At 58.7% G+C, this 19,285-nt stretch carries 29 protein-coding genes and 1 pseudogene; 3 read left to right on the top strand and 27 right to left on the bottom strand.

The window, feature by feature from the left end:
• Positions 1–120 precede the first annotated feature (120 nt).
• Positions 121–1,956, bottom strand: coding sequence for a dihydroxy-acid dehydratase (gene ilvD / locus ACQZ5G_RS00250; RefSeq protein ID WP_003521018.1), 1,836 nt, complete (start codon positions 1,954–1,956; stop codon positions 121–123).
• Between the two features lie 312 nt (positions 1,957–2,268).
• Between ilvD and msrP the strand changes: the two genes are divergently transcribed.
• Together msrP and msrQ are read left to right on the top strand one after the other, a co-directional pair.
• Positions 2,269–3,210 carry a protein-methionine-sulfoxide reductase catalytic subunit MsrP gene (gene msrP, locus ACQZ5G_RS00245; protein WP_448736650.1) on the top strand — a complete coding sequence of 314 codons (942 nt, stop codon included), beginning with the start codon at positions 2,269–2,271 and terminating at the stop codon, positions 3,208–3,210.
• Positions 3,211–3,212: 2 nt separating this feature from the next.
• Positions 3,213–3,860: a protein-methionine-sulfoxide reductase heme-binding subunit MsrQ gene (msrQ, locus tag ACQZ5G_RS00240; RefSeq protein WP_448736649.1), complete on the top strand. Its 648-nt coding sequence runs from the start codon at positions 3,213–3,215 to the stop codon at positions 3,858–3,860.
• Here msrQ and ACQZ5G_RS00235 read toward each other — a convergent pair.
• Positions 3,814–4,262 (bottom strand): annotated as a pseudogene (locus tag ACQZ5G_RS00235) (ribosomal maturation YjgA family protein). The gene msrQ and the pseudogene ACQZ5G_RS00235 sit on opposite strands and share 47 nt — an antisense overlap.
• A gap of 55 nt (positions 4,263–4,317) precedes the next feature.
• Here ACQZ5G_RS00235 and ACQZ5G_RS00230 point away from each other — a divergent pair.
• Positions 4,318–5,190 (top strand): DUF817 domain-containing protein, encoded by an 873-nt coding sequence (locus tag ACQZ5G_RS00230; RefSeq protein ID WP_448736648.1) that lies wholly within the window; start codon positions 4,318–4,320, stop codon positions 5,188–5,190.
• 192 nt (positions 5,191–5,382) lie between these two features.
• Here the strand turns inward: ACQZ5G_RS00230 and rplQ are convergent, their stop codons facing one another.
• The 25 genes from rplQ to rplD all read right to left on the bottom strand — a co-directional run bounded on the left by rplQ (position 5,383) and on the right by rplD (position 19,282).
• Positions 5,383–5,808, bottom strand: coding sequence for a 50S ribosomal protein L17 (rplQ, locus tag ACQZ5G_RS00225; protein ID WP_003521014.1), 426 nt, complete (start codon positions 5,806–5,808; stop codon positions 5,383–5,385).
• A gap of 118 nt (positions 5,809–5,926) precedes the next feature.
• Positions 5,927–6,937: a DNA-directed RNA polymerase subunit alpha gene (locus tag ACQZ5G_RS00220; protein ID WP_003495228.1), complete on the bottom strand. Its 1,011-nt coding sequence runs from the start codon at positions 6,935–6,937 to the stop codon at positions 5,927–5,929.
• A gap of 195 nt (positions 6,938–7,132) precedes the next feature.
• Positions 7,133–7,522: a 30S ribosomal protein S11 gene (gene rpsK, locus ACQZ5G_RS00215; RefSeq protein WP_003521013.1), complete on the bottom strand. Its 390-nt coding sequence runs from the start codon at positions 7,520–7,522 to the stop codon at positions 7,133–7,135.
• A 137-nt stretch (positions 7,523–7,659) separates the two neighbouring features.
• A complete protein-coding gene (gene rpsM / locus ACQZ5G_RS00210) occupies positions 7,660–8,028 on the bottom strand; it encodes a 30S ribosomal protein S13 (protein ID WP_035263425.1) in 369 nt (122 codons plus the stop codon).
• 302 nt (positions 8,029–8,330) lie between these two features.
• Complete coding sequence (locus ACQZ5G_RS00205) at positions 8,331–8,921, bottom strand: adenylate kinase (protein ID WP_448736647.1); 591 nt, start codon at positions 8,919–8,921, stop codon at positions 8,331–8,333.
• The gene (gene secY / locus ACQZ5G_RS00200) at positions 8,918–10,258 is read right to left on the bottom strand and encodes a preprotein translocase subunit SecY (RefSeq protein WP_003521010.1); all 1,341 of its coding nucleotides are present in this window, start codon (positions 10,256–10,258) and stop codon (positions 8,918–8,920) included. The genes ACQZ5G_RS00205 and secY overlap by 4 nt, the downstream gene beginning before the upstream one ends.
• A 328-nt stretch (positions 10,259–10,586) precedes the next feature.
• The gene (gene rplO / locus ACQZ5G_RS00195) at positions 10,587–11,066 is read right to left on the bottom strand and encodes a 50S ribosomal protein L15 (RefSeq protein WP_003521009.1); all 480 of its coding nucleotides are present in this window, start codon (positions 11,064–11,066) and stop codon (positions 10,587–10,589) included.
• 16 nt (positions 11,067–11,082) lie between these two features.
• Positions 11,083–11,289 (bottom strand): 50S ribosomal protein L30, encoded by a 207-nt coding sequence (gene rpmD, locus ACQZ5G_RS00190; protein WP_003495212.1) that lies wholly within the window; start codon positions 11,287–11,289, stop codon positions 11,083–11,085.
• A gap of 11 nt (positions 11,290–11,300) precedes the next feature.
• Positions 11,301–11,870, bottom strand: coding sequence for a 30S ribosomal protein S5 (gene rpsE, locus ACQZ5G_RS00185; protein WP_003495208.1), 570 nt, complete (start codon positions 11,868–11,870; stop codon positions 11,301–11,303).
• Positions 11,871–11,989: 119 nt separating this feature from the next.
• Positions 11,990–12,352 (bottom strand): 50S ribosomal protein L18, encoded by a 363-nt coding sequence (gene rplR / locus ACQZ5G_RS00180; protein WP_003521008.1) that lies wholly within the window; start codon positions 12,350–12,352, stop codon positions 11,990–11,992.
• Between the two features lie 12 nt (positions 12,353–12,364).
• Positions 12,365–12,898: a 50S ribosomal protein L6 gene (gene rplF, locus ACQZ5G_RS00175; RefSeq protein ID WP_003495204.1), complete on the bottom strand. Its 534-nt coding sequence runs from the start codon at positions 12,896–12,898 to the stop codon at positions 12,365–12,367.
• A gap of 42 nt (positions 12,899–12,940) precedes the next feature.
• Positions 12,941–13,339: a 30S ribosomal protein S8 gene (gene rpsH, locus ACQZ5G_RS00170; RefSeq protein ID WP_003521007.1), complete on the bottom strand. Its 399-nt coding sequence runs from the start codon at positions 13,337–13,339 to the stop codon at positions 12,941–12,943.
• Between the two features lie 12 nt (positions 13,340–13,351).
• The gene (rpsN, locus tag ACQZ5G_RS00165; RefSeq protein ID WP_003507785.1) at positions 13,352–13,657 is read right to left on the bottom strand and encodes a 30S ribosomal protein S14; all 306 of its coding nucleotides are present in this window, start codon (positions 13,655–13,657) and stop codon (positions 13,352–13,354) included.
• 33 nt (positions 13,658–13,690) lie between these two features.
• On the bottom strand, positions 13,691–14,245 hold the full coding sequence (gene rplE, locus ACQZ5G_RS00160) for a 50S ribosomal protein L5 (RefSeq protein WP_003495201.1): 555 nt from the start codon (positions 14,243–14,245) through the stop codon (positions 13,691–13,693).
• On the bottom strand, positions 14,238–14,546 hold the full coding sequence (gene rplX, locus ACQZ5G_RS00155; RefSeq protein WP_003521006.1) for a 50S ribosomal protein L24: 309 nt from the start codon (positions 14,544–14,546) through the stop codon (positions 14,238–14,240). Before rplX ends, rplE begins: the two co-directional genes overlap by 8 nt.
• 12 nt (positions 14,547–14,558) lie before the next feature.
• Entirely contained in the window at positions 14,559–14,927 is a 369-nt protein-coding gene (gene rplN / locus ACQZ5G_RS00150; RefSeq protein WP_003495199.1) for a 50S ribosomal protein L14, read from the bottom strand.
• Between the two features lie 234 nt (positions 14,928–15,161).
• Positions 15,162–15,398: a 30S ribosomal protein S17 gene (gene rpsQ / locus ACQZ5G_RS00145; protein ID WP_003495195.1), complete on the bottom strand. Its 237-nt coding sequence runs from the start codon at positions 15,396–15,398 to the stop codon at positions 15,162–15,164.
• An 11-nt stretch (positions 15,399–15,409) separates the two neighbouring features.
• Positions 15,410–15,610, bottom strand: coding sequence for a 50S ribosomal protein L29 (rpmC, locus tag ACQZ5G_RS00140; protein ID WP_003495193.1), 201 nt, complete (start codon positions 15,608–15,610; stop codon positions 15,410–15,412).
• Between the two features lie 12 nt (positions 15,611–15,622).
• Positions 15,623–16,036, bottom strand: a complete 414-nt coding sequence (gene rplP, locus ACQZ5G_RS00135; protein ID WP_003495190.1) for a 50S ribosomal protein L16 — start codon at positions 16,034–16,036, stop codon at positions 15,623–15,625.
• A gap of 38 nt (positions 16,037–16,074) precedes the next feature.
• Complete coding sequence (rpsC, locus tag ACQZ5G_RS00130) at positions 16,075–16,806, bottom strand: 30S ribosomal protein S3 (RefSeq protein ID WP_003495188.1); 732 nt, start codon at positions 16,804–16,806, stop codon at positions 16,075–16,077.
• The gene (rplV, locus tag ACQZ5G_RS00125; protein ID WP_003521005.1) at positions 16,806–17,195 is read right to left on the bottom strand and encodes a 50S ribosomal protein L22; all 390 of its coding nucleotides are present in this window, start codon (positions 17,193–17,195) and stop codon (positions 16,806–16,808) included. Before rplV ends, rpsC begins: the two co-directional genes overlap by 1 nt.
• 2 nt (positions 17,196–17,197) lie before the next feature.
• Positions 17,198–17,476, bottom strand: a complete 279-nt coding sequence (rpsS, locus tag ACQZ5G_RS00120; RefSeq protein WP_003507772.1) for a 30S ribosomal protein S19 — start codon at positions 17,474–17,476, stop codon at positions 17,198–17,200.
• Positions 17,477–17,491: 15 nt separating this feature from the next.
• Complete coding sequence (gene rplB, locus ACQZ5G_RS00115; RefSeq protein WP_003521004.1) at positions 17,492–18,328, bottom strand: 50S ribosomal protein L2; 837 nt, start codon at positions 18,326–18,328, stop codon at positions 17,492–17,494.
• A gap of 43 nt (positions 18,329–18,371) precedes the next feature.
• Positions 18,372–18,665: a 50S ribosomal protein L23 gene (locus ACQZ5G_RS00110; RefSeq protein WP_003521003.1), complete on the bottom strand. Its 294-nt coding sequence runs from the start codon at positions 18,663–18,665 to the stop codon at positions 18,372–18,374.
• Positions 18,662–19,282, bottom strand: coding sequence for a 50S ribosomal protein L4 (gene rplD, locus ACQZ5G_RS00105; protein WP_003495173.1), 621 nt, complete (start codon positions 19,280–19,282; stop codon positions 18,662–18,664). The genes ACQZ5G_RS00110 and rplD overlap by 4 nt, the downstream gene beginning before the upstream one ends.
• Between the last annotated feature and the right edge of the window lie 3 nt (positions 19,283–19,285).

Below are 19,285 nucleotides of genomic sequence, written 5' to 3'. Positions count from 1 at the left end.
TTGCCGGCAACGGGGAAAAATCGTCCCGTTTCGACCTTATCGGCTCGAAAAAGAATAATCGGCACAAAAAAAGCCGCCGTTTATCAACGGCGGCTTTTTATCATCCCGCAAATCCGGAAATTACTCCGGCAGAATCCGCACTGCACCCTTGTCCGCGCTGGAAGCAAAGGCTGCATAGGCCTTCAGCGCCGTCGTGACATTGCGCTTGCGTGGCGCTTCCGGCTTCCAGCCCAGTTCTTCCTGCTCGGCGCGGCGCGAAGCCAGCTCTGCATCGGTGACCTTCAGGTTGATGGTGCGGTTCGGAATGTCGATCTCGATCAGATCGCCCTGACGCACGAGGCCGATGGCGCCGCCCTGCGCCGCTTCCGGCGAGGCGTGACCGATGGAAAGGCCGGAGGTGCCGCCGGAGAAACGGCCGTCGGTAATCAGCGCACAGGCTTTGCCGAGGCCCTTGGATTTCAGGTAACTGGTCGGATAGAGCATTTCCTGCATGCCCGGCCCGCCCTTCGGCCCTTCGTAACGGATGACGACGACGTCGCCCGCCTTGACCTCGTTGCCGAGAATGCCCTTCACCGCCGCATCCTGACTTTCGTAAACCACTGCCGGGCCGGTGAATTTCAGGATGGATTCATCGACGCCCGCCGTCTTCACGATGCAGCCGTCAAGCGCGATGTTGCCGTAAAGCACGGCCAGACCGCCATCCTTGGAGAAAGGCTTCTCGACCGAGCGGATGACGCCGTTTTCGCCGTCCGTATCCAGATCGTCCCAGCGCGAGGACTGGCTGAAGGCAACCTGCGTCGGTACGCCGCCGGGGGCCGCCTTGAAGAACTGTCGCACCGTCTCGCTGTTGGTACGGGTGATGTCCCAGCGGTCGATGGCGTCGCCCAGCGTCGCCTCATGCACGGTATAGGTATCGCGATTGATGAGCCCACCGCGTTCCAGCTCGCCGAGAATGCGCATGATGCCGCCGGCGCGGTGAACGTCTTCCATATGCACGTCCTGCTTGGCCGGCGCGACCTTGGAAAGGCAGGGAACCTTGCGGGAAAGACGGTCAATGTCTTCCATGCCGAAATCGACACCGCCCTCATGCGCCGCCGCCAGAATATGCAGCACCGTGTTGGTGGAGCCGCCCATGGCGATATCCAGCGACATGGCGTTTTCGAATGCTGCCTTGTTGGCGATGGTGCGCGGCAGGACGGTTTCGTCCTCCTGCTCATAATAACGGCGCGCCAGATCGACGATCAGGTGGCCGGCCTCGACGAACAGCCGCTTGCGGTCGGAATGGGTGGCAAGCGTCGAACCGTTGCCGGGCAGCGACAGACCCAGCGCCTCGGTCAGACAGTTCATGGAATTGGCCGTGAACATGCCGGAACAGGAACCGCAGGTCGGGCAGGCCGAACGCTCGATAACCTTCACATCCTCGTCGGAAATCTTGTCGTCTGCAGCCGCGACCATGGCGTCAACCAGATCGAGCGCAACCGTCTTGCCATGCAGGACGACCTTGCCGGCTTCCATCGGACCGCCGGAAACGAAGACGGCGGGGATGTTGAGGCGCATCGCCGCATTCAGCATGCCGGGCGTGATCTTGTCGCAGTTGGAAATGCACACCATCGCATCGGCGCAATGGGCATTGACCATATATTCCACCGAATCCGCGATGATCTCACGCGACGGCAGCGAATAGAGCATGCCGTCATGGCCCATGGCGATACCGTCATCAACCGCGATGGTGTTGAATTCCTTGGCCACACCGCCGGCCGCCTCGATTTCGCGGGCAACCAGCTGGCCGAGATCCTTCAGATGCACATGGCCCGGCACGAACTGCGTGAAGGAATTGACCACCGCGATGATCGGCTTGCCGAAATCGCTGTCCTTCATGCCGGTGGCGCGCCAAAGGCCGCGCGCGCCCGCCATGTTGCGGCCGTGGGTTGTCGTTCTGGAGCGATAGGCTGGCATGGTGTTTTCCTCAATCTCTTGGGCTAAGACGCGTCTTCCGCTGCACGGTCAAAACGGCCTCTGCCCTATTTTGCGGTTTTTCTAGCGCAAACTGCAAGCCCTGTCACTGTCACCTTGAGGCAAAACAGTACGGTTCGGTACGGTACGCTTTCTCTTCATCGTGCTATCCGGCCGCGCCTTCATCACAAATGCGCGATTTCCGCCGCCCCACCGTTGTTTTTCCGCAGAGCGCTGAAACATATCTGTGCAGCGGCCGTATTGGCTATCATAATCGATTTATCGCCGATGTACCCGGCTTTTGTGGAGGTTCCAATGCCCGCCTATCGTCCGCCCCTCATCTCGGCAAATGAAATCACGCCGAAAAATATCTACCTGTCCAGACGTGGCTTCCTCGGCACGGCGGCGGGGCTGGCGGCAATCGGGCTGGCCGGGCGCGAGGCTGTTGCCGCGCCGCTTTCCGCAAAACCCGGCGCTTACAAGCTGGACGAGAAGCTCACCCCGCTCGATGCTGTCACCAGCTATAATAATTTCTACGAATTCGGTGTCGGAAAATCCGACCCGAAGGAAAATTCCGGCAAGTTCAAGCCCACCCACTGGACGGTGAAGGTGGATGGCCTCGTCTCCAAACCGCAGGAATTCGGCATCGAAGACCTGATGAAATATCCTCTCGAAGAGCGCACTTACCGCATGCGCTGTGTCGAGGGCTGGTCGATGGTCATTCCGTGGATCGGCTTCCCGCTCGCCGCCCTTCTCGACAAGGTGGAGCCGCTTGGCAGCGCGAAATATGTCGCTTTCGAAACCGTGGTGCGGCCGGATGAAATGCCAGGGCAAAGCGGCCTGTTCCAGCCTCTCTCCTGGCCCTATGTCGAGGGGCTTCGCCTCGATGAAGCACGCCATCCGCTCACCATACTCGCCGTCGGCCTTTATGGAGAGACGCTGCCCAACCAGAACGGGGCGCCGATCCGCCTCGTCGTGCCGTGGAAATACGGTTTCAAGGGCATCAAATCCATCGTCCGCATTTCGCTGGTCGAGAAACAACCGGAAACGACGTGGAAAAACTCCAACGCCCGCGAATATGGCTTCTATTCCAACGTCAACCCGAATGTCGACCATCCGCGCTGGAGCCAGGCGACGGAACAGCGCATCGGCGAAGGCGGCTTCTTTGGCACTGAGAACCGCCCTACCCTGATGTTCAACGGTTATGACGAGGTGGCGAGCCTCTATGCCGGCATGGATCTGAAAGCGAATTATTGACCATGGCCTTCGCCCTGCCTCTTCCCTCGCTGCCGAAGCGTTACCAGCCGGCGGCCATCTGGTCGCTTTATGTGATCGGCCTCTGTCCAGGTGTCTGGTATTTCTATCTCGCCGCAACCGGCGGCCTCGGCTTCAATCCGGTCAAGGATTTCGAACACCTGCTCGGCATCTGGGCGCTGCGCTTCCTCTGCCTCGGGCTTCTGGTGACGCCGCTTCGCGGTCTCTTCAACATCAACCTCATCGCCTATCGCCGGGCGCTGGGCCTGATCGCCTTTTATTACGTGCTGGCGCATTTCACCGTCTATCTGGTGCTGGATCGCGGCCTGATCCTCGGCTCCATCGCCGGCGATATTCTGAAGCGCCCCTATATCATGCTCGGCATGGCCGGGCTCCTCATGCTCATACCGCTGGCGCTCACCTCCAACCGTTGGTCGATCCGCAAACTCGGCAGCCGCTGGAACACGCTGCATAAGCTTGTCTATCTCGTGCTCATCGTCGGCGTGCTGCATTTCGTGCTGGCGCGAAAGTCGATCACGCTGGAGCCGGTGTTTTATATCAGCACGATGGTGGTATTGCTCGGCTATCGGCTGGTACGGCCCTCGATCATGTCGATGAAGAGAGCCAAACGCGCGAGACCCGTCCGGCCATAATGGTGGAATATAGTCTGTTATGCGGCAGCCCCCAATCCCCGCGATATAACAGACTATATTCCACAGCGAAAAAACACGGCCGAGCAGCAAAGCGCCGGCCGTCGTTGCGCGAAACGCATCCAGCGCCGGAAAATGAACAAGCCGGATAAGTTCCACGAGAATGACGGCAAGAATGGCGATGTGAACCTCATAGCCGTGCCAGCGGGATGGGAAGAAGGCTGCCAGCAGCAGATAGATCATCGCACCCCAGAGCACGGATCCGCCATATTTTACCGCCACGAACGGCAGTCCCACGTCGTAACCGAACCTGCGCAGGCAAAGGCCGCAGACGATCACCACCATCGCCCCGGCCAGAAGCCGGATGCGGGCGAAATAAGATGGGGATACGCGCGGCAGGCCCATACGGCTTCTTTCGGGTTTTCGTATGAAAGGTGACGAACTGAGATCGGGGACGGAAATGAACACAGCAACAAGCCCAGCCACAAGCCGCCTCTCCGTTCTGGACAATCTGCTCTGCGATACCTATCCTTGGGGCGAACTCAAGGGCATCAGGCGTTTTATCGTCGAGTTTCTGTATTTCGGCATCAAGGAAGCCCGCGCCTGCATGTTTGCGGGCTTGTTCTTCGTCTCCATCTTCGTGGTGCCGCATGGTGGAGTGCTCGGCATTCCCCGTTATGACGTGCTGCTGATCATTGCGCTCGCCATTCAGTTCTTCATGATCTGGAGCAGGCTCGAAACGCATGACGAGGCCAAGGCCATCCTGCTGTTCCATATCGTCGGCTTTGCACTGGAGGTGTTCAAGACATCGAGCGCCATCCAGTCATGGTCCTATCCGGATTTCGCCTATAGCAAAGTCCTTGGCGTGCCGCTCTTTTCCGGTTTCATGTATGCCGCCGTCGGCAGCTACATCATTCAGGCGTGGCGATTGCTGGATGTGCGCATTCGCCACTATCCCACCTACTGGATGGCGACCCTCATCGGCATCGCCATCTACGCCAACTTCTTCACCCACCACTTCATCGGCGATTACCGCTGGTACATCGCCGCCTGCGCCATCGGGCTCTACTCCCGCGCAACAGTGATCTTCCGCCCCTATGATCGGGATCGAAAGATGCCGCTACTTCTCGCCTTCATCCTGATCGGCTTTTTCGTCTGGCTGGCGGAAAATATCTCCACCTTCTTCGGCATCTGGAAATATCCCGATCAGCTCGGCGCCTGGTCCGTCGTGCATATCGGCAAATGGAGTTCATGGTCGCTGCTGGTCATCATGACTTTCACGATTGTCGCACACCTCAAGCACATCAAGGCCCGTATTTACGTTCCGGAGTAAGATGGGCTCTCGCACAAAACGCCCGCGGATTGCCCATAGCGTCCCCCAAGGCGCGAGAACTGGAGCGCGTGCGCCGGAGTACTCAGGAGAGGCTAGACTTTTCACACTCCCCCTTCATCAACCCAAACGTAAAAAGCCGGGCAATCTCTCGCCCGGCTTTTTAAACTCATTACGCCTGAACGGCGTCAAACCTTATGCAGCTTCGGCAGCAGCAGCTTCAGCGGCAACGCGAGCCTTGTCGGCTGCGCCCTTGGCGTCAACGTCGCGCTCGACGAATTCGATGACGGCGAGAGCGGCATTGTCGCCCTGGCGGAAGCCGGCCTTCATGATACGCAGGTAGCCGCCGTTGCGGTTTGCGTAGCGGGCTGCGATCGCGTCGAACAGCTTGCGAACGGCGTCCTGATCCTTGATCTGCGAGATCGCCTGACGACGAGCGTGCAGGTCGCCGCGCTTGCCGAGGGTGACGAGCTTCTCAACGATCGGGCGAATTTCCTTCGCCTTCGGAAGCGTGGTTACGATCTGCTCATGGGTGATGAGCGAAGCAGCCATGTTGGCAAACATTGCCTTGCGGTGGCTGGCGGTTCTATTGAGCTTGCGGCCTGAATTACCGTGGCGCATTGCTATTCTCCTTCTACGCAGGTTCCTTCTCTAAGGCCTGCCGTTTCCTGGCACATGCAGATGACTTATCTGCTGTTTGACGGGGAAAGGCAGTCTTTGAGGTCTGCCTTCTTGTTTGTTAGTACTGGTCTTCGTAACGCTTTGCGAGATCTTCGATGTTCTCAGGCGGCCATGCCGGCACTTCCATGCCGAGGTGCAGACCCATGGAAGCGAGAACTTCCTTGATTTCGTTCAGCGACTTGCGACCGAAGTTCGGCGTGCGAAGCATTTCGGCTTCGGTCTTCTGGATCAGGTCGCCGATATAAACGATGTTGTCGTTCTTCAGGCAGTTTGCCGAACGAACGGACAGCTCGAGCTCGTCGACCTTCTTGAGAAGCGCCGGGTTGAACGCGAGTTCGGTAACCGATTCTTCTTCTGCTTCCTTCTGCGGCTCGTCGAAGTTGACGAAGACGCCGAGCTGGTCCTGAAGAATGCGAGCGGCGAAGGCAACGGCGTCTTCGCCGGAAACCGAACCGTTGGTCTCGATCGTCATGATCAGCTTGTCATAGTCGAGAACCTGGCCTTCACGGGTGTTTTCCACCTTGTAGGACACTTTCTTGACCGGAGAATAGAGGCTGTCCACCGGAATGAGGCCAATCGGGGCATCTTCCGCGCGGTTGCGCTCAGCCGGTACGTAACCCTTGCCGTTGTTGACGGTGAATTCCATGCGGATTTCAGCGCCATCGTCCAGCGTGCAGATCACGTGGTCGGGGTTCAGGATCTCGATGTCGCCAACCGTCTGGATGTCACCAGCGGTTACGGCGCCCGGACCCTGCTTGCGCACGACCATGCGCTTGGAATCGTCACCATCCATCTTGATGGCGATTTCCTTGATGTTGAGCACGATATCCGTCACATCTTCCCGAACGCCGGGGATGGAGGAGAATTCGTGCAGGACACCGTCGATCTGCACGGCCGTAACAGCGGCGCCGCGCAGAGAAGACAACAGAACGCGACGCAGCGCGTTGCCGAGGGTGAGGCCGAAACCACGTTCCAGCGGCTCGGCAACGAGCGTTGCCTTGGTGCGGCTGGACGAGGTGAACTCGACCTTGTTCGGCTTGATAAGTTCCTGCCAGTTCTTCTGAATCATCTTTAAACCTTCCGTTCGCCGCCACCATCCAATCGTGACGGACCGAGCATGAAAACACCGAGAGGAACCTAATTCAGTGGTTCATCGGTGGGTTCTTGAGCGCAAGTCCGTCGATCGAAATCGACGCGCACACGCCAGATACACGAAAATTCCGCCAGACCTGAGGAAAGGCGGAATTTCCGAACCACGGTCGCGTCAGACGCGGCGCTTCTTGCGCGGACGGCAACCGTTGTGCGGGATCGGCGTCACGTCGCGAATGGAGGTGATCATGAAACCGGCAGCCTGCAGGGCACGAAGTGCCGATTCACGGCCGGAACCCGGACCGCAAACTTCAACTTCAAGCGACTTCATGCCGTGTTCCTGAGCCTTCTTCGCGCAATCTTCAGCAGCGATCTGGGCAGCGAACGGGGTCGACTTGCGCGAACCCTTGAAGCCCTTGGCACCAGCGGACGACCAGGCAATGGCGTTGCCCTGTGCGTCGGTGATGGTGATCATCGTGTTGTTGAAGGTCGAGTTGACGTGCGCGACGCCCGACGTGATGTTCTTACGTTCGCGACGGCGAATACGTGCGGCTTCCTTGGCCATTTTATACCTTTCATTGATCTCTTCACCGCCGTAACACCAGCGGCTACACCGGCGACCAGCCCCATCGGAGCTTCACGCCAAACTCAGAAAGGCTGGCGCGGACTGCACCAGCCTCCCCTTTCCGGAGAACCGGAAAATTACTTCTTCTTACCAGCGATAGCCTTCGCCGGACCCTTGCGGGTGCGGGCGTTGGTGTGCGTGCGCTGACCGCGGACCGGAAGGCCACGACGGTGACGCAGGCCGCGGTAGCAACCGAGGTCCATCAGACGCTTGATGTTCATCGAGGTCTCACGACGCAGGTCGCCTTCGACCTGATAGTCGCGGTCGATGGCTTCGCGGATCTGAAGAACTTCAGCATCCGTCAGCTGATGAACGCGCTTCTCAGCCGGAAGACCGACCTTGTCCATGATTTCCTGCGCGAATTTCGGACCGATCCCGTGAATGTAGGTCAGCGCAATAACAACGCGCTTCGCGGTCGGGATGTTGACGCCAGCGATACGTGCCACGTCTCTTCTCCTTGGTTCCAGTTGCCATCCGGCAAGTGGTGATTCCATTCGAGCGGCCGACAAGACCGCCAGTTCAAATTGGTGTCCGTGACAAGTCAAAACGACCGAACCCGGATCTCCCCTCCCTTAGGGAAATCCGCGCCAGTCGCTTGGGATGTCGCGAGTTGGCGCGGTGTTTAACGGAATCAGCGCAAAAAAGCAACCGGCTCCGCCAAGATTCTTTTACGATCCAAAGGATCAGCCGCCATGCGCAAGCGAGATATGGGCAAGAGCGCAACAGCCTCGCCCATCCGCTCTGTCAATCAGGCGGAGGCTTTCTCGAGAACGCGCTCGATAGCCTCGGTGACGGCATCGACGTCAGCCATGCCATCCAGCGTCACGAGCTCGCCCTGTTCGCTGTAATAGGCGGACAGCGGCGCGGTCTTCTCGCGATATTCCGTCAGGCGCTTGCGGAACGCTTCCGGATTGTCATCCGAACGAACCGCACCGCCGGCGGCAATGGTTTCAGCCACGCGATTTTCGATTCGGCGAATCAACGCCTCTTCGTCCACCTTGAGTTCGATGACGGCATCAAGGACCAGATTCTTCTTGCGCATGTTCTCGGCAAGCGCCTTGGCCTGCGGAACGGTGCGCGGATAGCCGTCGAGAATAAAGCCCTTGGCACAGTCCGGTGCTTCGATGCGTTCGGAAACGATCTGATTGACGATATCGTCGGAAACAAGCCCGCCGGCATCCATGACGGCTTTGGCGCGTTTGCCGATTTCGGTACCCGCGCTGACCGCAGCGCGAAGCATGTCACCGGTGGAAAGCTGCGGGATCCCGTACTTGTCCGTCAGCCGCTTGGCCTGGGTTCCCTTGCCCGCACCCGGCGGACCCAAAAATATCAGTCTCATCGTCCCCTCTTTCCTCCACGCAACTTCGACTTCTTGATCAGCCCTTCATACTGCTGCGCGATCAGGTGGCCCTGAATTTGCGCAACCGTGTCCAGAGTTACACTGACAACGATCAAAAGCGAAGTACCACCAAGGGCTAATGGAATGCCCGTGCGTGCGATAAGTGTCTCAGGAAGGATACAGACGAAGACAAGATAAATCGCGCCGACCACGGTGATGCGGGTCAGGACGTAATCGATGTACTCCGCGGTGCGCTCGCCCGGACGGATGCCCGGAATGAAGCCACCATGCTTCTTGAGGTTATCTGCGGTGTCCTTCGGATTGAAGACGATCGCCGTATAGAAAAACGCGAAGAACGCGATCAGCAGGCCGTAGAGCGCCATGAACAGCGGCTGTCCGTGCTGCAGCGACGCGATGATCGAGGTTGCCCAGCCCGGCAGGTTGGTGTTGCCGGCAAAACCCGCAGCCGTTGCCGGCAGCAGCAGCAGCGACGATGCGAAAATCGCGGGAATGACGCCGGCCGTGTTGAGCTTCAGCGGCAGATGCGAGGTATCGCCCTGGAACATGCGATTGCCGACCTGTCGCTTCGGATATTGGATCAACAGGCGGCGCTGAGCACGCTCCACGAAGACGATGAGCGCGATGACGCCGATGGCGACCACAACGACCGTCAGGATGAGCGGGGTGGAAAGCGCGCCGGTACGGCCGAGTTCCAGCGTGCCGGCCAGCGCCTTGGGCAGGCCTGCGGCGATGCCCGCGAAGATGATCAGCGAAATACCGTTGCCGATACCGCGCGAGGTGATCTGCTCACCCAGCCACATCAGGAACATCGTGCCGCCGAGCAGCGTGATGACGGTGGAAATGCGGAAGAACCAACCCGGATCGACCACGAGGCCGTTGCCGCTTTCGAGGCCGACCGCAATGCCATAGGCCTGCAGCGTGCCGAGCAGCACCGTGCCGTAGCGCGTATACTGGTTGATGATCTTGCGGCCGGCTTCGCCTTCCTTCTTCAACGCTTCGAGCGAGGGCACGACCGAAGTCATGAGCTGCACGATGATCGAAGCGGAGATGTAAGGCATGATGCCGAGCGCGAAGATCGCCATGCGCTCGACGGCGCCACCCGCAAACATGTTGAAAAGACCGAGAATACCGTTGGCCTGGCCACGGAAGGCCTGCGCATAGGCTTCGGGGTTCAGGCCCGGAAGCGGAATGTGGGTGCCGAGACGGTAGACGAGAAGTGCGGCAAGAGTAAACCAGAGACGCTTTTTCAGATCCTCCGCCTTAGCGAAGGTCGAAAAATTCAGGTTCGAAGCCAGTTGTTCCGCTGCTGAAGCCATAAATTTCTCCGAATGACCCTTGCCAGCCAGCGCAACCGGCCGATGCGGAAAGGTCTAAAAGATACTGGTCAAAACCGGGCTTCGGACAAATGCGGCTCTCAGCCGCCATCATGCCTCACCCTGTTTTTTATGTCCTATCCCCTCCCCTACGGAAGTTCAAGAACTGTGAGGCTCTCCCTGCAGCACTTTCTGCCGCAAGCGGGGCCGTGGAAGCACACCGCGAAGAGATTGCCCTGATGCTCTATAAATCGATTTAGATCGAAAGCACCATAGGCCAGGGAGCGCAAACGCCCGGAGCGACGAGCCCCGGGCGTCTGAAGTCTATATATTACTCGGCGGCTTCTGCTGCAACTGCGAGAAGCTTGATCGAACCGCCAGCCTTTTCGATCTTTTCGATTGCGGGCTTGGAAGCGCCGGCAACTTCGAAAGCGACCTTGGCCTTCAGCTCGCCGTCGGCGAGAATGCGTACGCCGTCCTTGGCGCGGCGGATAACGCCGGCAGCCTTGAGAGCAGCGGCATCGATCGTTGCGGAAGCGTCAAGCTTCTTGGCGTCGATGGCGGTCTGAATGCGGCCGAGCGATACGACAACATATTCGGAAGCGAAGATGTTGTTGAAACCGCGCTTCGGCAGGCGACGGTAGATTGGCATCTGACCGCCTTCGAAGCCGTTGATGGCGACGCCCGAACGAGCCTTCTGACCCTTCACACCGCGACCACCGGTCTTGCCCTTGCCGGAACCGATACCGCGACCTACGCGGATACGGTCCTTGGAGGCGCCTTCGTTGTCTCTGATTTCATTGAGTTTCATGATAGGTTACTCCGTCTCACTTCTCGTCAACGACGCGAACGAGATGCTGGACCGCGCGGATCATGCCGCGAACCGCCGGAGTGTCTTCCAGGGTGCGCTGACGATGCATCTTGTTGAGACCCAGACCGACCAGCGTCTGACGCTGGATTGCCGGGCGGCGAATGGGGCTGCCGATCTGTTCGACCGTAACAGTCTTCTTGGCTTCAGTAGTCTTCTTGGCCATGATCCAGCTCCTTATTCTTCAGAAGCGTTGCCGGAAGCGGCACGGCGAGCCTGAAGGGTCGCATACTTCAGACCGCGCTGTGCAGCGATGTCCTTCGGATGAACCTGATGCTTCAGAGCGTCGAACGTAGCGCGAACCATGTTGTACGGGTTCGACGAACCGGTCGACTTCGCAACAACGTCGTGAACGCCGAGCGTTTCGAAAACGGCGCGCATCGGACCACCGGCGATGATACCGGTACCGGCCTTGGCCGAACGCAGCAGAACCTTGCCTGCGCCGTGACGGCCATTGACGTCGTGATGAAGCGTACGGCCATCACGCAGCGGAACGAAGATCAGATCGCGCTTTGCGCTTTCGGTTGCCTTGCGGATTGCTTCCGGAACTTCACGAGCCTTGCCGTGACCGAAACCAACGCGACCCTTCTGGTCGCCAACGACGACGAGAGCAGCGAAGCCGAAGCGACGGCCACCCTTAACAACCTTTGCAACGCGGTTGATCGCGACCAGCTTGTCAACGAATTCGCTATCGCGCTCTTCACGGTTCTGGCGATCGTCGCGAGAACCTCTTTTTTCCTGTGCCATTGTCCTTGTCCTTTTTCTTTTACGGGTGGAACGGCAAACGAAAAGACCAGCGGCCTCAACGAAGAGATCCGCATGGTCCGGTGAAATTCCGCCCGGATCGTTGTCCGGGCGGAAAAAAATCAGAAGTTCAGACCGCCTTCGCGGGCAGCGTCTGCCAGGGCCTTGATGCGGCCGTGGTAGATGAACGCGCCACGGTCGAATACGACATCCTTGACGCCAGCCTTGACGCCACGCTCGGCAACCAGCTTGCCGACAACAGTTGCTGCTGCAACGTCGGCGCCGGTCTTGAGCGAGCCGCGCAGATCGGCTTCGAGCGTGGAGGCAGACGCAAGCGTCTTGCCAGCAACGTCATCGATGATCTGGGCGTAGATGTTCTTCGACGAGCGATGAACCGACAGGCGCGGGCGGCCGTTGGCAACCGCCTTGATCTGGCGGCGCACGCGGCTCGCGCGACGTGCAAGTGCTTCTTTCCTGCTAGCCATTTCGCGTGATCCTTACTTCTTCTTGCCTTCTTTGCGGACAATACGCTCTTCAGCGTACTTCACGCCCTTGCCCTTGTAGGGCTCGGGACCGCGGTATTCGCGGATTTCCGCGGCTACCTGGCCAACCTGCTGCTTGTTGATGCCGGAAACGATGATTTCCGTGGGCTTCGGAACGGCAATGGTGATGCCGACCGGCGGCTCGTAAACAACGTCGTGGGAGAAGCCGAGAGCCAGCTGCAGGTTCTTGCCCTGCATGGCGGCACGGTAACCGACGCCGTTGATTTCGAGCTTGCGCTCATAGCCGTCCTTAACACCCTTGAAGATGTTCTCGATCATCGTGCGGGACATGCCCCACTTCGAACGAGCTTCCTTGGTGCCGTTAGCCGGCGTTACGGAAACGCCGTTATCTTCGAGTTTCAGCTGAATGTCGTCGTTAGCGACGAAAAACAGTTCACCCTTCGGGCCCTTAGCAGTAACCTTCTGGCCGTCGACATTGGCCGTCACACCTGCTGGAACCGGAACGGGCTTTTTACCGATACGAGACATTATTCAATCCTGTCTGTTCGTTATGGAGATCCTTGCCCAGTCTTAGAAGACCGAGCAAAGAACCTCGCCACCAACGTTCTGTTCGCGAGCCTGGTGATCGGCCATCACGCCCTTCGGGGTCGAAAGGATGGTGATGCCGAGGCCGTTCGCGACCTGCGGAATGGACTTTACCGAGACATAAACCCGGCGGCCCGGCTTGGAAACGCGGCCGATCTCACGGATCACGGACGCGCCTTCGTAGTACTTCAGCTCGATCGTGAATTCGGACTTGCCGTTTTCGAAATCGACCTTGGAATAACCGCGAATGTAGCCTTCAGCCTGCAGCACGTCGAGAACGCGTGCGCGGAGGCTGGAAGCCGGCGTGCTTACCGAAGACTTGCGGCGAGCAGCACCATTGCGGATGCGGGTGAGCATATCACCCAAAGGATCAGTCATGGTCATGTGCCCGTCTCCTTACCAGCTCGACTTGACAATGCCCGGCACCTTGCCGGAATTGCCCAGCTCACGAAGCGCGATACGCGACATCTTGAGCTTGCGATAGAACGCGCGCGGACGGCCCGTTACTTCGCAGCGGTTGCGGATACGCGTCTTCGAGCCGTCACGCGGCAGCGAAGCGAGCTTCAGAGTGGCCTTGAACCGGTCTTCGATCGGAAGGGACTGGTTCATCACGATCGCCTTCAGTGCGGCGCGCTTGGCGGCCTGCTGGGCGACCGACTTGCGGCGGCGCTTGTTCTTTTCAACTGCGCTTGTTTTCGCCATATCGGAGTTCCTTTTCTACGCTCGTCGTTACGGTTAGTGACGGAACGGGAAGTTGAACTCTGTCAGCAGAGCCCGAGCTTCGTCGTCCGACGTCGCCGTCGTGCAAACGATGATGTCCATGCCCCACATCTGATCAACCTTATCGTAGTTGATCTCAGGGAACACAATGTGTTCCTTGATGCCCATGGCGAAGTTGCCACGGCCGTCAAAGCTCTTCGGGTTCAGGCCCCGGAAGTCGCGAACGCGCGGAAGCGCGATGTTGACCAGACGATCAAGGAATTCGTACATGCGGGCGCCACGAAGGGTAACCTTCGCACCGATCGGCATGCCTTCGCGAACCTTGAAACCTGCGATCGAGTTGCGAGCGCGGGTAACGACCGGCTTCTGGCCGGCGATCGCAGCCAGGTCACCGGCAGCGATGGTGGGCTTCTTGGAGTCGGCGGTTGCCTCGCCAACACCCATGTTGATCACGATCTTTTCAAGCTTCGGGATCATCATCACGTTGGCGTAGGAGAACTTCTCCTGCATGGCGCCACGGATACGGGAAACGTATTCCGTCTTGAGACGCGGCTCGTACTTATCAGCCATCGATCACTTCTCCCGAACGCTTGGCCACGCGGACCTTCTTGCCATCCACAACCGAGAAGCCAACGCGGGTCGGCTTGCCATCCTTGTCGACGATGGCGATGTTGGAGATGTGCAAGGATGCTTCCTTGTTGATGATGCCGGCTTCCTGGGCCTGGGTCTGGCGCTGGTGACGCTTCACCATGTTGACGCCACGCACAACGGCCCGATCTTCCTTCGGCAAAACCTGGATTACTTCGCCGGTACGGCCCTTGTCCTTACCGGTCAATACGACAACCTTGTCGCCTTTACGAATCTTCTGCATCGCATTCGCTCCTTACAGTACTTCCGGAGCCAGCGAGATGATCTTCATGTGGTTCTTGGCGCGAAGTTCGCGCGGAACCGGTCCGAAGATACGGGTGCCGATGGGCTCTTTCTTGTTGTCGATAAGAACGGCTGCGTTGTTATCGAAACGGATGACGCTGCCGTCAGCGCGGCGGATGTCTTTGGCGGTGCGCACGACAACCGCCTTCATCACGTCGCCCTTCTTGACGCGGCCGCGCGGAATAGCTTCCTTGATGGAAACGACAATAATGTCGCCAACAGAAGCATATTTGCGCTTCGAGCCGCCCAGCACCTTGATGCACATGACACGACGTGCGCCGGAATTATCCGCCACGTCGAGGTTTGTTTGCATCTGAATCATGTCAGGTCGCCTTCTTGTTGTTACCGGAACGGTTGGGCAAACTCTCCCGAGTAAGCCCCCTGCCCCAGCTTATGAATATCTCTTTTTTTGCGCGGAAATGTCGTGACAGGGTGGTTTCCCGAAGGACCTTCCGTGCGCATCAAAGCAAAAGACGCTCGATTCACGAGCGTCCTTGCGGTGCTTCATACAGGAATTCGCGCCAAGTGCAAGACACCTGGCGCGATTCTGATGAAATTAAGCCTGGGCGGAAACGACCGTCCAGCGCTTGTCCTTGGAGATCGGTGCGCATTCCTCGATGGAAACGACATCGCCGACCTTATACTGATTGTTTTCGTCGTGTGCCTTGTACTTCTTCGAACGACGAACGGTCTTCTGAAGCAGCGGGTGAGCGAATCGGCGCTCAACCCGGACTACGACAGTCTTCTCGTTCTTGTCGGACACTACGACGCCCTGCAGAATGCGTTTCGGCATATTATTCTTCCTTAGGCCTTGGCTTCTGCCGCCTTCTGGCGGGCAATGGTTTTAACGCGGGCGATATCCTTGCGGACTTCGTTGATGCGCGAGGACTTCTCCAGCTGACCAGTTGCCTTCTGGAAGCGCAGGTTGAACTGCTCCTTCTTCAGATCGGCGAGCTTGTCCTTGAGCTGGTCGGCGCTGAGGCCGCGAACTTCATCGGCTTTCATGTGCCTTGCTCCTTACTCTGCGATGCGCTGTACGAAGCGCGTCTTGACCGAGAGCTTGGCAGCGCCGAGACGAAGCGCCTCACGGGCGATCTCCTCGGACACACCGTCGATCTCGAACATCATACGACCGGGCTTGACCTTGCATGCCCAGTAATCGACCGAACCCTTGCCCTTACCCATACGAACTTCGGTCGGCTTAGCCGTAACCGGAACGTCGGGGAATACGCGGATCCACACGCGACCTGCGCGCTTCATGTAACGCGTGATCGCGCGGCGGGCCGCTTCGATCTCGCGTGCATTCACGCGGTTCGGTTCCTGCGACTTCAAGCCGAATTCACCGAATGCCAGGTCAAAGCCGCCCTTGGCGACGCCCTTGATGCGTCCCTTGAACTGCTTACGGTACTTAGTACGCTTTGGCTGCAACATTTTCTTACTTCTCCGAGCTTATCTTTCGCCAGCGTCAATCAAGCGTTTTCGCGACGACGATCGGGACGATCGCCACGCTCACGGCTTGCAGGGCCCTGTGCGTCGCCTTCGAGACCGCGACGCTCAGAGGCCATCGGATCATGCTCAAGGATTTCGCCCTTGAAGATCCAGACCTTGATGCCGCAGATGCCGAATGCGGTTTCAGCTTCAGCCGTGCCGTAGTCGATGTCCGCACGCAGCGTGTGCAGCGGAACGCGACCTTCGCGGTACCATTCGGTACGAGCGATTTCAGCACCGCCGAGACGGCCGCCGCAGGTGATCTTGATGCCTTCGGCGCCAAGACGCATTGCGGACTGAACAGCACGCTTCATCGCACGGCGGAAAGCCACGCGGCGCTCGAGCTGCTGAGCGATCGACTGGGCAACCAGCGTCGCGTCGATTTCCGGCTTGCGCACTTCAACGATGTTGAGGTGCGTTTCGGAGTTGGTCATCTCGGAAAGCTTCTTGCGAAGCTTCTCGATGTCTGCACCCTTCTTGCCGATGATCAGACCCGGACGAGCCGAGTGGATCGTGACGCGGCACTTCTTGTGCGGACGCTCGATGACGACCTTGGCGATACCGGCCTGCTTGAGTTCCTTGATCAGGTAAGCCCGGATCTTCAGGTCTTCATGCAGCAGCTTGCCGTATTCTGCGGTGTCAGCGTACCAGCGGCTATCCCAGGTACGGTTGATGCCGAGGCGGAAGCCGATCGGATTGATTTTCTGACCCATTATGCGGCCTCCCCTTTTTCCTCGACTTCACGAACAACGATCGTGAGGTGAGCGAACGGCTTTTCGATGCGGGAAGCACGACCACGGCCACGAGCGTGGAAACGCTTCATGGTGATGGACTTGCCAACATAGGCCTCGGCAACGACGAGAGCGTCGACGTCGAGGTCGTGGTTGTTTTCCGCATTGGCAATTGCAGATTCCAGCGTCTTCTTGACGGTGCCTGCAATGCGCTTGCGGGAGAATTCGAGCTCGGCGAGAGCGCGATCAACCTTCTTGCCACGGATAAGAGCGGCAACCAGGTTCAGTTTCTGGGGGCTGACGCGGAGCGTACGGGCAACGGCCTGAGCCTCGTTGTCCTTCAGCCGGCGTTCGGTCTTAGCCTTCGCCATGATTACTTCCTCTTTGCCTTCTTGTCCGCGCCGTGACCGTAATAGGTACGGGTCGGAGAGAATTCACCGAACTTGTGTCCGACCATGTCTTCGTTGACGGAGACGGGCACATGCTTGCTGCCGTTGTAGACGCCGAAGGTCAGACCAACGAACTGCGGCAGGATCGTGGAGCGACGGCTCCAGATCTTGATTACTTCGTTACGTCCGCTCTCGCGCACCTTCTCAGCCTTGGTGAGAAGATAGCCGTCAACAAACGGACCTTTCCATACTGAACGAGCCATTAGTGACTACCTCTCTTACTTCTTACGCTGATGGCGCGAGCGCATGATGAACTTGTCGGTCGACTTGTTCGAACGGGTGCGCTTGCCCTTCGTGGGCTTGCCCCACGGAGTAACCGGGTGGCGACCACCCGACGTGCGACCTTCACCACCACCGTGCGGGTGGTCGACCGGGTTCATGACGACGCCGCGAACGTGCGGACGCTTGCCGCGCCAACGGGAACGACCGGCCTTGCCGTCGTTGATGTTGGCGTGGTCCGAGTTCGAAACAGCGCCGATCGATGCGAGGCAGGAGCCGTGCACCAGACGCTGTTCGCCCGAGTTGAGACGCAGGATGGCCATGCCGGCATCGCGGCCGACGAGCTGGACATACGTACCGGCGGAGCGAGCGATCTGACCGCCCTTGCCCGGCTTCATCTCGACGTTGTGGATGATCGAACCGACCGGAATGTACTGAAGCGGCATGGTGTTGCCGGGCTTCACGTCCACTGCCTTGTCGGAGGCGATCACCTTGTCACCGGCAGCGAGACGCTGTGGCGCGAGAATGTAAGCCTGTTCGCCGTCGGTATACGTAACCAGCGCGATGAACGCGGTGCGGTTGGGGTCGTATTCCAGACGCTCAACGGTGCCTTCTACGTCGAACTTGCGACGCTTGAAGTCAACCAGACGGTAGGTCCGCTTGTGACCGCCGCCCTGGAAACGGACGGTGATCCGGCCCTGGTTGTTACGGCCACCCTTGGAGCTGAGGCCCTGGGTGAGAGCCTTTACCGGCTTGCCCTTGTAGAGCGAAGCGCGGTCCACGATAACCAGCTGGCGCTGGCTCGGCGTGGTCGGATTGAAACTTTTCAATGCCATTTTCTTGTTCCCTTTTGGGTCTTTGCCCGCTTGGGCCTAACCTTTAGAGTCCGGTGGACACGTCGATGGATTGACCTTCGGCGAGCGTGACGACGGCTTTCTTGACGTCCTTCAGCTTACCGGCGAATCCACGGAAACGACGGGTCTTACCCTTGCGGATAAGCGTGTTCACAGCCGTGACTTTGACGCCGAAGAGAGCTTCCACGGCAGCCTTGATTTCAGGCTTGGAAGCGTTCTTGGCGACGTTGAATACGACCTGGTTCTGTTCGGATACCAGCGTCGACTTTTCCGTGATCGAAGGAGATACGATCACATCGTAGTGGCGAAGATCCGTCATTTGAACCGCTCCTCCAGAGCCTCTACAGCAGCCTTGGAAAGCACCAGCTTGCCACGGCGCAGGATGTCGTAAACATTGATGCCCTGAACCGGCAGAACGTCCACGTTCGGGATGTTCTGTGCAGCGAGCTTGAAGTTGCCATCAAGTTCGGCGCCGCCGATAACGAGAGCGTTGGTCAGGCCAAGCGAAGCGAAGCTGCCCAGCAGAGCCTTGGTCTTTGCTTCGGACGCGACGAGCTGATCGACGATGATCAGTTCTTCAGCCTTCAGCTTTGCAGACAGGGCGTGACGCAGAGCGAGCGCGCGAACCTTCTTCGGAAGGTCGTGTGCATGGCTGCGAACGACCGGGCCGTGGGCCTTGCCGCCGCCGCGGAACTGCGGTGCGCGAGCCGAATGGTGACGAGCGCGGCCCGTACCCTTCTGCTTGTACATCTTCGCGCCGGTGCGGGAAACTTCCGACCGGTTCTTGGACTTGTGGGTTCCCTGCTGCTTCTTTGCAAGCTGCCAGCGAACCATGCGGGCCAGGATGTCCTGGCGGGGGTCGAGGCCGAAGATCTCATCCGACAGAGAAACCTTGCCGGCGTCTTTTCCCTCGAGGGTCTTGACGTTCAATTCCATGAT

It is taken from the genome of Agrobacterium sp. 22-214-1, from assembly GCF_053522465.1.
This window is presented reverse-complemented; position numbering and strand designations above follow the sequence as displayed.